Source organism: Streptomyces sp. NPDC044063, from assembly GCF_056434285.1.
The window spans coordinates 225,541-238,334 of record NZ_JBWKFM010000008.1; the positions used below are offsets into that span (position 1 = coordinate 225,541).

Here is a 12,794-nt window from a genome sequence, read left to right on the forward strand (position 1 = left end):
CCGCCGCCCGTGAAGGAGACCCGTTCCGTGGCACGCCCCATCGAGAAGATCGTGATCGTCGGCGGGGGGACGGCCGGCTGGCTGTCCGCCGCCTATCTGAACCGCGCCTTCGGGAGGAGGGTGGAGATAACCCTCGTCGAGTCGCCCCGGATCGGGCGGATCGGGGTGGGCGAGGCCACGGTGCCCACCCTGCGGACGACGTTCGCCTTCCTCGGCATGAAGGAGGAGGACTGGATGCCGCGGTGCAACGCGGCCTTCAAGTCCGCGGTCCGCTTCAACGACTGGCGCAAGCCCGGCCCGGACGGCCGCCGGCACACGTACTACCACCCCTTCTTCACCGTCCCCGAACCGCCGGTCCCCAGCTACGAGCAGCCCTTCCACAAGCGCTTCGGCCGGGGCGTGTCCCTGGCCCACTTCTGGCTGAAGCTGCGGCTGGCGGGCGACCCGCGGGTCCGGGACACCTTCGGCGACGCCGGCATGGCCCTCCAGCGGCTGTGCGAGCTGGGCAAGGCCCCCAAGCCCCTGCCGGGCAGCGGGGCGCCCGACCCCGGCTTCCGCTACGCCTACCACTTCGACGCCGCGCTCATCGCCGAGTACCTCAGGGACCTGGCCACCGGCCGGGGCGTGCGCCACGTCCTGGCCGACGTCAGGGAGGTCACGGTCGACCCCCGCGGGCACGTCGAGAAGGTCGTCACCGACACCGGGGCCGAGCTCCGCGCCGACCTCTTCCTCGACTGCTCCGGCTTCCGCGGACTGCTCCTCAACCAGGCCCTGCGCGAGCCCTTCATCAGCGCGAACGACGCCCTGCTGTGCGACTCCGCGGTCGCCCTGCCGGCCGACCACCAGCCCGGCGGGCTACGGCCCTACACCACCGCCAACGCCCGCGGCGACGGCTGGATCTGGGAGATCCCGCTCCACCACCGCGACGGCACCGGCTACGTCTACTCCAGCCGCACCACCACCCCGGACAAGGCCGAGCGGGAGCTGCGCGACTTCCTCGGCCCGCGGGCGCACGACGTCGAGGGCAACCACATCAGGATGCGGGTCGGTCACAACCGCCGGTCATGGGTGAACAACTGTGTCGCCGTGGGCCTGTCCAGCTGCTTCGTCGAACCGCTGGAGTCCACCACCATCGCCCTGATCGAGTACCAGCTCGCGCTGCTCGTCCTCCACTTCCCCGACGCCGACCTCGACGAGCGCCGCAGGGACCGCTACAACGAGCTGATGACGAGCGCCTTCGAGGACCTGCGCGACTTCATCGTCATGCACTACTGCCTGACCGACCGCGACGACACCGAGTTCTGGCGCGCGGTCCGCGAGACGCCGCTCCCGGCCAGTCTGGAGGAGAAGCTCACCGAGTACGCGCAGAGCGTCATCATCCCCGACGGCAGCCAGCTGCGCCTGTTCGAGACCCGCAGCCTGTGGGCGATCCTGTCCGGGATGGACTTCCCGTTCACCAAGGCCCCGCCCTCGGTGGAGCTGATGGACGACGCGGCCGCGTGGGAGATGTTCGAGCGGATCGACAAGGAACGCGAGCTCTACGCCGGCGCCCTGCCCGATCACCGCGAGTACCTCAAGGCCGTGCACGCGGCCCACGGGGAGCGCCGATGACCGCCCGGCCCGACGCCGTGGAGACGGACGGGAACTGGTACGAGAACGACGTCCTGTGGTCGGGGTTCGCCGAGTTCATGTTCTCGCCGCGCCGGGCGGCCGAGGCCGCGGAGAACGTCGCCGCCTCGCCCCTGCTGGCCTTCCCGGCCGGCTCCCGGGTGCTCGACCTGTGCTGCGGGCCCGGCCTGTACCTGCTGCCGCTCGCGCGGCGCGGGCACCCGGTCACCGGGGTCGACCTCAGCCCCGCCGTCCTGGAGCGGGCCGGGAAGGCCTGCGCCGCCGCCGGGGTGTCCGCCGAGCTGGTCCGCGCCGACATGGCCGCGTTCGTCCGGCCGGGCGCCTTCGACGTGGTGATCAACATGTACACGTCGTTCGGGTACTTCGCCGATCCCGCGGCGAACCTCCAGGTCCTGCGCAACGCGTTCACGAGCCTGGCGCCGGGCGGCCGGCTGCTGGTCGACGTGCTCGGCAAGGAGGTCCTCGCCCGGCGCGTCGGCCGGCCCCAGGTGGTCGAGCTGCCCGGGGCGACCGTCCTGCTGCGCGACACCGTCCTCGACGACTGGACGCGGCTGCGGACCGACTGGACGCTGATCCGCGACGGGGAGTCCCGCTCCGCCTCCCTCATCTCCTACGTCTACAGCGCGGCCGAACTGCGCGCGATGTACGAGGAGGCGGGCTTCACACGGGTCGAGTGCTTCGGCGGGTTCGACGGCCGCCCGTACGACCCCCGCGCCCGGCGGCTGATCGTGCGCGGCGTGCGGGAGTGACGCCCTCCCGCTCCGCCACGCCGCCCGGTGCCCTTCGGCGCCGGGCGGCGCGTCACGTACGGGGGCCGGGGGCCGTACGGCGCTCGCGGTCCGTACGGCGCTCGCGGTCCGTGCGGCGCTCGCGGTCCGTGCGGCGCGGCAGCGCGAGGGCCGCCGGGAGCCCGAGGGCCGCGGCGGCGGCGCAGGCGGCGAAGCCGGCGCGGAGGCCGGCCGTGAGCTCCTCGGGGCCGCCCGGGGCCGCGGTGTACGCGGTGACCGCCGAGGTGACCACCGCGACGCCGAGCGCGCCGCCGATCTGGAGCGAGGCGACGTTGAGGCCGGAGGCGACGCCGCTGGCGTGCCCGGGCACGCGGTCCAGCGCGGCCACCGACGCCGCCGCCGTGCCGGCGCCCAGGCCCGGGCCGAAGAGGACCAGGGCGGCGAGCACGTCACGGGCGTAGGTGCCGTCCGCGGGGACGCGGCACAGCAGCAGGGCGCCCGCGACGAGCAGCAGGGAGCACGCCGTCACGACCGGGCGGACCCCCACGCGGCCGACCGCCCACTGCCCGGCGTAGGCGCCGGCGAAGGCCGTGGTCGGCATGACGGACTGCAGCAGGCCGAACTCCAGCGGCCCGTGGCCGAGCACGACCTGCCCGTACTGCGAGCAGGCGACCGACAGGCCGAACGCGGCCATGCCCATGGTCACGGTGGCGAGGTTGCCGGCGGCCAGGGCGGGACGGCGCGCGAGCGCGGGCGGCAGGAGCGGGGCCGCCGATCGTCGCTCGACGGCGACGAAGGCCGCGCCGAGCGCTACGGCCGCGGCCAGCAGCCCTGTGGTGCGCGGGCTCCCCCAGCCGTCGGCGGGTGCCCGGATGACGGCGAGGGTGAAGGCGAAGAGCGCCGCGGTGCCGGTCAGGGCGCCCGGGACGCCGTACGGGCCCGGCCGGCCGGTGTCGCGGCTCTCCGCCAGCAGGGCGGGGGTGAGCGCCAGCACCAGCAGGCCGACCGGGACGTTGATGAAGAACACCCAGGTCCAGCCCAGTTCCTGGGTCAGCACGCCGCCGACGAGCAGGCCGGCCGTGGCGCCCATGCCGCCGATGCCGGCCCAGCCCGCGAGGGCGGTGTTGCGGCTCCTGCCCTCCGGGAAGGTGTTCACGAGGAGGGACAGGGCGGTGGGCACCATCAGGGCGGCCGCCACCCCGCCCACCGCCCGGGCGCCGATCAGCACCGGGCCGTTCGGCGCCAGCCCGCTCGCCGCCGACCCGGCGACGAACAGCGCGGTGCCCGTCATGAAGACACGGCGGCGACCGAGCCGGTCGGCGGTGCGCCCGCCGAGCAGCAGCAGTCCGCCGAAGGTCAGCAGCTTGGCGCTGAGCACCCACTGGGCGTCGCCGGCGGGCATCCCGAGGTCGGCGGAGAGCCGGGGCAGGGCCAGGATGACGCTCTGCGAGTCCAGCAGGATCGCGAAGTTGGCGACGCAGAGCAGGACCAGCGCGCCCCAGCGGAAGCGCGCGGCGGGGACGCCGTCGGCGACCGCCGTCACCGGAAGGCCGCCGGGAGGCCCTCCGGCAGCGCGCCGCGGGTACGGGCCCCGGGGCCGAACAGCACGCGGCCGAGCAGCGCCGGGCGCATGAGCGCCTGCGGCGGGTCGACCAGCGAGATGGTGCGGATGAACTGCCGGGCGACGACGGGGTCGACGACGGCCGCCGCCTGCACCCGGGGCATGAGGACGTTGGCCATGCGGGTGGCGGCCGTCCGCCGGCCCCGCACCCGCGGGTAGCCGAGGTCGGCGGCGGCGGACATGCTCCAGGGCGCGTCGATGACGCGCGCGAGGTCGCGGAAGTAGGCGCCGGCCCTCGGCTCGGCCCCGGTGGCCAGCTGGCCGGCCAGCACGGTCGCGCCGAGCGCCGCCACGGTCATGCCCTGGGCGTAGACGGGGTTGAAGACGCATGCCGCGTCGCCGATGACCAGGTAGCCGGCCGGGAAGCGGTCCAGGCGCTCGTAGCGGCGCCGGACGCTGGCGGGGAAGCGGAAACTGCCCGCCGGGCCGCGCTGTTCGGCGTCCCGGACCGCCGCGTGGACCTGCGTGACGGGCAGCGTCCCGGCGTAGGCGAGGAAGCCCTCGCGGTCGGTGGGGGCGCGGTCGCCGTTGATGCCGGTGAGCGTGAGCGCGTACCGGTCGGCCAGCCGCGCGAAGATCGCGCCGCGTGGGAAGGCGGGCGTCGCGGTCGGCACCAGCGCGATGTCCTCCCCCAGTGGGTCCTCGGGCAGCGGGCCGGTGAAGTCCATGGTGGTGTACGTCAGGTCCATGTGGACCTTCTCCTCGGGCGGCGGCGCGTAGCCGAGCTCCGCCAGCCAGCGCGGGGTGCGCGAGGCGCGGCCGGTGGCGTCGACGACCAGGTCGGCCTCCAGGACCTCGGCCGCGCCGGCGGGCGCTTCGCCGTCCGGGCCGGCGTCCGCGTCCGCGGCGTCCCGGGAGTGGACCAGGACCCCGGTGATCCGGGTGTTCCCGGCGGAGGCCCGCAGGCCGGCGATGTCGGTGCGCTCGCGCAGGACGACGCCGGGGAGGGCGGCGACGCGGGTGCGGAGGAAGTGTTCGAGCACCGGCCGGTTGGCGGCCACGCAGGCCATCCCGGTCTCGGTCTCCGCGAGCATCCGGCCGTTGAAGTAGTAGTGGCAGGTCGTCCCGTAGTCGCCGACCGGGACGCCGAGGCCGAGCATGTCGTCGCCGAAGCCGGGGAACAGCTCCTCGATGATCTGCCGGCCGCGTTCGAGCAGGGCGTGGATGTGCACCGCCCAGGGCACCGAGCGGCGGACGTCCGTGCCCGCGCCGGTGAGGTCGTCGCGGTCGACGACGGTGACCCGGTCGTAGGCGTCGGACAGGACACGGGCGGCGAGCAAGCCGCCGATGCCGCCCCCGAGTACGACGGCGTGATCGCCGATCCTGGCTCCCATGACGTACGCCTCCCGGTGACCGAATGAGCGAACGGTTGCCGAAAACGCTAGTGGGACGGGGGCGCGGCGCACTTCTCCCACGTTGCGGCGTCCGCACCGGGCGGCCGGTTTCTCCCGGACTGCTCGATCCGGCCCGGGCCGTGTACCGCCGGTCGCCGAAGCGGTAGCGTCCGTCGCCCTGTCGGTCTCCCCGTACGTCGCCCCCGTTCGCGTTCCGCCGCCAGAATCGAGGACCCGGTGATACGCCCGTTCCGCGCCGCCATCCCGCAGGACGCCCTGGACGACCTCCGCGCGCGGCTGGCGGCGACCCGGTGGCCCGAGCCGGTGCCGGACACCGGCTGGAGCCGCGGGGTCCCGCAGCCCTACCTCCGCGAGCTGGCCACCCACTGGCGCGACGCCTTCGACTGGCGGGCCTGGGAGGAGCGCGTCAACGCGATCCCCCAGTTCCACGCCACCCTGGACGGCGCCGACATCCACTTCCTGCACGTCCGCTCCCCCGAACCCGGCGCGGTGCCGCTGCTGCTCACCCACGGCTGGCCCGGCTCGTTCCTCGAATTCCTCGACGTGCTCGGCCCGCTGAGCGATCCGCGCGCCCACGGCGGCGACCCCGCCGACGCCTTCCACGTCGTCGTCCCCTCGCTGCCCGGCTTCGGCTTCTCCGGGCCGCTCACGGGGCACGGCTGGAGCGTCGACCGGGTGGCCCGGGCCTGGGCCGCGCTGATGGCGGAGCTGGGCTACGACCGCTACGTCCCGCAGGGCGGGGACCTCGGTGCCTTCGTCGCGCTGGCGCTCGGGGCGACCGACGCCGGGCACGTCCTCGGCACCCACGTGAACTTCCTGCCGGTCGCCCCGCCCGGGGAGGCGGACCCGGCGGCGGCCGCGGGCCTGGGCTACATGGCGATCCAGGCGACCCGCCCGCAGACCCTCGGCTACGGCCTGACCGACTCGCCGGTCGGCCAACTGGCCTGGATCGCGGAGAAGTTCCTGGAGTGGACCGGAGCGGAGAAGACCCCCGAGGAGGCCGTCGGCCGTGACGCGCTGCTCGCCGGCGTCACGCTGTACTGGCTCACGGCCACCGCCGGCACGTCGGCCCACTTCTACTACGACAACGCCGCGTTCCTGCCCGTGCCGGGCACCCCGCCCCGCCCGCTGCCCGTCGTCCCCGGACCGGTCGGCGTGGCGGTCTACCCCCACGACATCGCCCGGCCGGGGCGGAGCCTGGCCGAGGGGCTCTTCCCGGACCTCGTCCACTGGAACGAGCCCGCCCGGGGCGGGCACTTCGCCGCCCTGGAGGAGCCGGAGCTGTTCACCGCGGACCTGCGCGCGTTCCGCCGGGCACTGCGCGACCGGTGACGCCGGTGACGCCGCTGAGCCGGTGACGTCGCCGGCGCTGGTCAAGTCGGCAATCTGGAGGAAGTCCACGGCCCCGCCCGGTGTCTAGCGTGGTGGACGGGTCGCCGGACCCGCACCGCTCGCCCGAGACCGCGAGGAGCGTTCCGATGGACACACCCGAGACCACGGAGGGTCTGGAGACCGAGGCCAACCTGGACAACGTCGGATTCGGCGTCCGCGGCATCGGGCTGGAGACGGTGCCGTCGGCCGACGGCACCCCGATCGCGTTCGAACGGTCCGGCAGCGGGCCGTCCGTCGTGATCCTGGGCGGCGGCCTCAACGAGAAGGCCATGTTCGCCCGGCTCGCCGAGGCGCTCTCCGAGCGGTTCACCGTCTTCAACTACGACCGCCGCGGCCGCGGCGGCAGCGGCGACGCCCAGCCCGGCCACTGGTCCGTCGACCTGGAGGTCGAGGACCTGGCGGCGGTGCTCGAGGCGGCGGGCGGCTCGGCGTCGGTCTTCGCCAACTGCACCGGCGGCATGATCGCCGTACGCGGGGCGGCCGCCGGGCTGCCCATGTCCCACCTCGCGATGTACGAACCCCCGTACGGCGGCCCCCGGGTGCCCCCGGGCTACCACGACGAGCTGCGGAAGCTGATCGCCGCCGACCGCCGGGGCGACGCCGTGGCGCTCTTCCTGAAGGTCGACATCGGCTTCAGCGCCGAGTCGATCGAGCGCTTCCGGGACCACCCGGTCTGGCCCAGCTTCGAGGCGATCGCGCCCACCGTCCTCTACGACTCGGTCCTCAGCGACGACAGCAGCGAGGTCCCGCACGACCTCCTGCCGTCGATCGCCGTACCCACCCTCGTGATCGGCGGCGACGACAGCGCGGAGTGGATGCTGGGGCCGTGCCGCGCCCTCGCCGCGGGGATACCCCGGGGGCGGTTCGTGAGCATGCCGAGCGAGGGCCACCTGTTCAACCAGACTCTCGGCGCGCCCCTGCTCGCGGAGTTCTTCACCTCCCCCTGACCCCCGAGGAGTCAACCGATGGAAAACCGCTGCCCCGTCGTCCTGGACACCGCCGGCCGGGACGTCCACGCGGAGGGCGCCCGCATCCGCGAGCAGGGCCCGGTCACCCGGGTCGAACTGCCGGGCGGGGTCCTGGCCTGGTCGGTCACCGGCTACGAGGCCGCCAAGCAGGTGCTGGCCGACCCCCGCTTCGTCAAGGACCCCCAGAAGTGGCCCGCCTACGCGGCGGGCGAGATTCCGTCCAACTGGCCGCTCATCGGCTGGCTGCTGATGGACAACATGACCACCAACGACGGCGACGACCACACACGGCTGCGCAAGCTGGTCTCGCGCGGCTTCACCAACCACCAGGTCGAGAAGACCCGGCCACTCATCGAGAACATCGTCCGCGACCTGCTCGACGGACTGGACCGGCACGGGCCCGACGACGTGGTGGACCTCAAGGGCGAGTTCGCCACGCCGCTGCCCGCGCGCGTCATCTGCGACATGTTCGGCGTGCCGGAGTCGGCCCGCGCCGCCGCGCTGCGCGGCGCGGGGGTCAACGTCAGCACCGACATCACCGGCGACGAGGCCGAGGCCAACGTCGAACTGTGGCACCGCGAGCTGTACGACCTCGCCGAGCTGAAGCGGCAGCAACCCGGTGACGACCTCACCAGCCTGCTGCTCGCCGCCCGGGAGGACGACGGCTCCCGGCTGACCGACGAGGAGATGGTGGGCACCCTCCACCTCATGCTCGGCGCCGGCTCCGAGACGCTGATGAACGCCCTCAGCCACGCCGTCCTCGCCCTGCTCACCCTGCCCGAGCAGCGCGAGCTGCTCACCTCGGGCAAGGTCGCGTGGGACGACGTGATCGAGGAGACGCTGCGCGTCCAGGCGCCCGTCGCCCAGCTGCCGCTGCGCTTCGCCACCGAGGACGTGGCCGTGGGCGGTGTCGTCGTCCGCCGGGGCGACCCGGTGCTCATGGGGTTCGCCGCGATCGGCCGCGACCCCGAGGTCCACGGCGCCGGCGGCGCCGAGTTCGACGCGGCGCGCGCCGACAAGACCCATCTGTCGTTCGGCCACGGGGTGCACTTCTGCCTCGGCGCGCCGCTGGCCCGGCTGGAGCTGAGGATCGCCCTGCCCGCCCTCTTCGAGCGCTACCCCGGCCTGTCGCTGGCCGTGGCGCCCGAGGAGCTGGAGCCGCAGGGGAGCTTCATCATGAACGGTCACCGGGCCCTTCCGGTGCGGCTGGGCGAGCGGGCCCCGGCGGGCGCGTGAGCGTCCGCGCCGCCTCCCGCGCCAGCGCCTCGATCCGGTCCTCCAGGTAACGCCGTTCGGGCAGGCTGGTGGTGAGCCGGGCGGCCGTCTCGAAGGCGGCGCGCGCCCCGGCGGCGTCGCCGGCCATCGTCAGCACATGGGCCCGGACGGCGTGCAGCCGGTGGTGGCGGGCCATCCGCGCGTCGCCCTCGAGCGTGCCGAGCAGGTCGAGGGCGGCGCCCGGCCCCCGCACCATGGCCAGGGCCACGGCCCGGTTGAGCTTGACGACCGGGCTGGGCCAGCTCGTCTCCAGCAGGTGGTAGAGGGCGAGGATCTGCTTCCAGTCGGTGTCCTCCGACGACTTGGCCTCGTCGTGCAGCGCCGCGATCGCCGCCTGCAGCTGGTACGGGCCGACCGGGCCGCGGGCGAAGGTGGCGTCCAGCAGGGCCGTGCCCTCGTCGATGAGGTCCTGCCGCCAGTGGCCGCGGTCCTGCTCCGCCAGCGGCACCAGGATGCCGCCCGGGCCCGTCCGGGCGGCCCTGCGGGCCTCGGTGAGCAGCATCAGGGCCAGCAGCCCGGCCACCTCGGCGTCGTCGGGCAGCCTGCGGCGCAGTTCGCGGGTGAGCCGGATGGCCTCCCGGGTCAGGTCGGGGCGGCCGAGGTCGTCGCCCGAGCCGGCGGTGTAGCCCTCGTTGAAGATCAGGTAGAGCACGTGCATCACGACCGGGAGGCGCGCCCGCTCCTCCTCGGGCGGCAGCGGGTAGCCGAGGCCCGCCTCCCGTATCCGCTGCTTGGCCCGGCTGATCCGCTGCCCCATCGTGGCGTCCGGGACCAGGAACGCGCGGGCCACCTCGCCGGTGGTCAGGCCGCCGACCGCGCGCAGCGTCAGCGCCATCCGCGAGGCGGGCGACAGCGCGGGGTGGCAGCACAGCGACAGCAGGGTGAGGGTGTCGTCGCCCCCGGCCGTCTCCTCCTCGGGGCCCGGCGCGCGCAGGTCGCCGCGGGGCGTCAGGGCGAAGACGGTGGTCTCCCGGTCCTGGCGCGAGCGGTCGCTGCGCCGGGCGTCGGTGAGCCGGCGGGTCGCCACCGTGACGAGCCAGGCCAGCGGATGGTCCGGCACGCCGTGCTCGGGCCATTGCACGAAGGCCGCCATGAGGGCCTCCTGCACGGCGTCCTCGCAGGCGTCGAACTCCCGGTAGCGGCGCACGAGCAGGCCGAGGACCCGCTGCGCCAGCCCGCGCAGCAGGTCCTCGACGGCGGTCGGCTCCGTCACATCTCCGCGCCGGACTGGTCCATGATGGGCCGCACCTCGGCGACGCCGTCACGGGTGTCGGGGAACCGGGAGGCGATCTCGACGGCCCGCTCCACGCTGTCGCAGTCGACGACGAAGTAGCCCGCCATCTGCTCCTTGGAGTCGGCGAAGGGGCCGTCGGTGACCTCCAGGGCCCCGTCGCGCAGCCGGACGGTACGGCCGAGGACCGGGTCCGCGAGGGGCTGCGCGTCCACCAGCTCGCCGGACGTGGAGATCTCCTCCATCAGCGCCCCGAACTCCGCCATGCGGGCGTCCGCCTCCTCCGGGGAGAGCTCCTTGCCCTGGTGAAGGAACATGGGGTGCTTCCAGCTGGTGGGGTTGTTGTGCAGCAGGATCAGGTACTTCATACCGGTCTCTCCTCGGGCTCGCTCGGATCGCGGACGCCGGGGCGGCGCCCCGCACTTGAGGAGTCGGAGCGGCGGGGCGGATTTCGACATCCGTCCGCGGGTCACCCTTCCACATACGGCACGCAGCGAGAAGCGGGCGGACGAGCGGACGCCGTAGGTTCGAGTCACCGTTCCGCGACACCGCTTCCGTGCCCCGGCGCCTCCCTCTTGGAGCAACCATGTCCGACACACCCCTGGCCGTCGTGACCGGCGCGTCCTCCGGCATCGGCGCGGAGTTCACCCGTGTGCTGCTCGCCCGCGGCCACCGCGTGCTGGCGGTGGCCCGCCGGGCCGACCGGCTGGCGGCGCTGGAGGCCGGCTCGGACGGGCGGGTGATCCCCGAGGTCCGCGACCTGACGGCGGACGGCGCGACCGGGGCCGTGGCCGCGCGGGCCGAGGAACTCGGCGGCGCCGACCTGCTCGTGTGCAACGCCGGCCGCGGCATCCGGGGCCGGTTCGCCGACACGGCGCGCTCCGACACGCTCGCCATGCTGCGCCTGAACGTGATGGCGAGCGTGGACCTCACGGCGCGGGTGGTGCCGCGGATGGTCGCGCGCGGCTCGGGCGGGGTGATCGTCGTGGCGTCGACGCTGGGCTTCGTCGCCACGCCCCATCTGGCCGCCTACGGGGCCAGCAAGGCGTTCCTGCTGTCGTTCGCCGAGGCACTGTCGTCGGAGCTCCGGGGCACGGGCGTACGGGCCATGGCGCTGTGCCCGGGCCCGACGGTCACGGAGTTCGGCGACGTGGCCGGGCTCGGCGACCGGGTGGAGCGGACGCCGGGGCACACCACGGCCGCCGAGGTGGTGGCGGGCGCGCTGCGGGCGTGGGACGCGGGCCGCACGGTGACCGTGCCGGGGACGGTCACCCGCCTGATGACGGCCGCGCTGGACCACGCGCCGCGCCCGGTCTCGCGCCACGTCATGGGGCGTGTGTTCCGCTGATACGCGCCCCCGCATGCCGTAACGCGCCACAACTCGCCTCCGAGAGTGACCTGTGGGGCCTCTGAGGCGTTGAACGGGCATGACCACCACACGGGCCCTCGCCCGGACCCTGGACGTCCCGGGCGCGCGACTGCACTACGAGGTACGCGGCGACGGGCCGGTGCTGCTCGCCCTGGGCTCCCCCATGGGCGCCGCCGCCTTCGCCCCGCTGGCCGACGCGCTCGCCGGCCGCTTCACGGTCGTCACCCACGACCCGCGCGGCATGGCGGCGAGCGTGATCGACGACCCCGCCCAGGACTCCACCCCCGAGCTGCGGGCCGACGACGCGGCCGCCCTGCTGGACGCGGTGGGGGCCGGCTCCGCCGACGTGTTCGGCAGCAGCGGCGGGGCGGTGACGGGCCTGGCGCTGGCGGAGCGCCACCCCGGCCGGGTGCGCACGCTGGTCGCCCACGAACCGCCGCTGCTGGACCTGCTGCCCGACGCCGCCGAGCGGCACGCCATGGTCGACGACATCGTCGCGACGTTCCACCGGGAGGGGGAGGCGGCGGCCTGGCAGAAGTTCATGGCCGGCTCCGGACTCGACGACGGCTCCGGCCCGGCCGCCGGGGACGCCCCGCCGGCGGACGGGCCCTCGCCGGCGGACCTCGTCGACGGCGCCCGCTTCTTCGCCCACGAACTGCGCGCCACCACCCGCTACGTGCCCGACGCCGCCGCGCTGGCCGCGGGCCCGGCCCGGGTCGTGGTCGGCATCGGCGCGGAGTCGGGCGCCCTGGAGACGTACCGGACGTCCATGGCGCTGTGCGCGCTGCTCGGCTCGCCGCCCGTCACCTTCCCCGGCGAGCACGTCGGCTTCCTGGACCGGACCGAGGAGTTCGCCGACGTGCTGCACTGGGCGCTGGCCGGGCCGCTCAGCTGAAGCGCTGCTCCAGGTGCACGGTGACCTCGTCGCCCTGGTCCTTGGCCAGCGTCTTCCGCAGCGCCGCCTTGAGCGGGAGCATGTGGACGCCGTTGCCGACCGGGAGCATCGTGGCCTGGAAGGCGTGCCCGTCGACGGTGCCGGCCACCTTGACGGCCCGGCCCGTGCCGAAGAACTCGCTGGATCCGGGCATGAGCACACAGGTCCAGCCGCTGTTGTTGTCCTGGGTCACGGTCGCCGTGAACTTCGTGTCGATGGCCTGCGCCTGCTTCGGTGCCTCGGGCATGGTGCGTTCTCCTTGTTGGTTCGGTCGTACGGTGGGACGGATCGA

The 12,794-nt window shown here is 74.6% G+C and carries 12 protein-coding genes; 7 read left to right on the forward strand and 5 right to left on the reverse strand.

The features are described 5' to 3' along the window. The first annotated feature begins 27 nt into the window (after positions 1-27). Both AC07BS_RS13365 and AC07BS_RS13370 read left to right on the forward strand, forming a co-directional pair. Entirely contained in the window at positions 28-1,611 is a 1,584-nt protein-coding gene (locus tag AC07BS_RS13365) for a tryptophan halogenase family protein (RefSeq protein WP_478932075.1), read from the forward strand. Then, positions 1,608-2,378, forward strand: coding sequence for a class I SAM-dependent methyltransferase (locus tag AC07BS_RS13370; protein ID WP_478640755.1), 771 nt, complete (start codon positions 1,608-1,610; stop codon positions 2,376-2,378). The genes AC07BS_RS13365 and AC07BS_RS13370 overlap by 4 nt, the downstream gene beginning before the upstream one ends. Before the next feature lie 52 nt (positions 2,379-2,430). On the opposite strand, the gene AC07BS_RS13375 is transcribed toward AC07BS_RS13370, so the two are convergent. Together AC07BS_RS13375 and AC07BS_RS13380 are read right to left on the reverse strand one after the other, a co-directional pair. Then, complete coding sequence (locus AC07BS_RS13375; protein WP_478932078.1) at positions 2,431-3,900, reverse strand: MFS transporter; 1,470 nt, start codon at positions 3,898-3,900, stop codon at positions 2,431-2,433. After that, positions 3,897-5,312, reverse strand: coding sequence for an FAD-dependent oxidoreductase (locus AC07BS_RS13380; RefSeq protein WP_478640759.1), 1,416 nt, complete (start codon positions 5,310-5,312; stop codon positions 3,897-3,899). The genes AC07BS_RS13375 and AC07BS_RS13380 overlap by 4 nt, the downstream gene beginning before the upstream one ends. Before the next feature lie 240 nt (positions 5,313-5,552). Here AC07BS_RS13380 and AC07BS_RS13385 point away from each other — a divergent pair, with 240 nt between their 5' ends. The 3 genes from AC07BS_RS13385 (at position 5,553) to AC07BS_RS13395 (ending at position 8,929) form a co-directional block, all read left to right on the forward strand. Continuing rightward, complete coding sequence (locus AC07BS_RS13385; RefSeq protein ID WP_478932119.1) at positions 5,553-6,665, forward strand: epoxide hydrolase family protein; 1,113 nt, start codon at positions 5,553-5,555, stop codon at positions 6,663-6,665. 146 nt (positions 6,666-6,811) lie between these two features. After that, complete coding sequence (locus AC07BS_RS13390; protein WP_478640762.1) at positions 6,812-7,672, forward strand: alpha/beta fold hydrolase; 861 nt, start codon at positions 6,812-6,814, stop codon at positions 7,670-7,672. 18 nt (positions 7,673-7,690) lie between these two features. After that, on the forward strand, positions 7,691-8,929 hold the full coding sequence (locus tag AC07BS_RS13395) for a cytochrome P450 family protein (protein ID WP_478932080.1): 1,239 nt from the start codon (positions 7,691-7,693) through the stop codon (positions 8,927-8,929). On the opposite strand, the gene AC07BS_RS13400 is transcribed toward AC07BS_RS13395, so the two are convergent. Both AC07BS_RS13400 and AC07BS_RS13405 read right to left on the reverse strand, forming a co-directional pair. Then, positions 8,868-10,181 carry an RNA polymerase sigma factor gene (locus tag AC07BS_RS13400; RefSeq protein WP_478932082.1) on the reverse strand — a complete coding sequence of 438 codons (1,314 nt, stop codon included), beginning with the start codon at positions 10,179-10,181 and terminating at the stop codon, positions 8,868-8,870. The genes AC07BS_RS13395 and AC07BS_RS13400 overlap by 62 nt on opposite strands. After that, positions 10,178-10,567 carry a YciI family protein gene (locus AC07BS_RS13405; RefSeq protein WP_478640770.1) on the reverse strand — a complete coding sequence of 130 codons (390 nt, stop codon included), beginning with the start codon at positions 10,565-10,567 and terminating at the stop codon, positions 10,178-10,180. The genes AC07BS_RS13400 and AC07BS_RS13405 overlap by 4 nt, the downstream gene beginning before the upstream one ends. Before the next feature lie 218 nt (positions 10,568-10,785). Here AC07BS_RS13405 and AC07BS_RS13410 point away from each other — a divergent pair, with 218 nt between their 5' ends. Further along, positions 10,786-11,547 (forward strand): SDR family NAD(P)-dependent oxidoreductase, encoded by a 762-nt coding sequence (locus AC07BS_RS13410; RefSeq protein ID WP_478640773.1) that lies wholly within the window; start codon positions 10,786-10,788, stop codon positions 11,545-11,547. 79 nt (positions 11,548-11,626) lie between these two features. Next, on the forward strand, positions 11,627-12,463 hold the full coding sequence (locus tag AC07BS_RS13415; protein WP_478932085.1) for an alpha/beta fold hydrolase: 837 nt from the start codon (positions 11,627-11,629) through the stop codon (positions 12,461-12,463). On the opposite strand, the gene AC07BS_RS13420 is transcribed toward AC07BS_RS13415, so the two are convergent. Beyond that, entirely contained in the window at positions 12,456-12,749 is a 294-nt protein-coding gene (locus tag AC07BS_RS13420) for a DUF1905 domain-containing protein (protein ID WP_478640777.1), read from the reverse strand. The genes AC07BS_RS13415 and AC07BS_RS13420 overlap by 8 nt on opposite strands. Between the last annotated feature and the right edge of the window lie 45 nt (positions 12,750-12,794).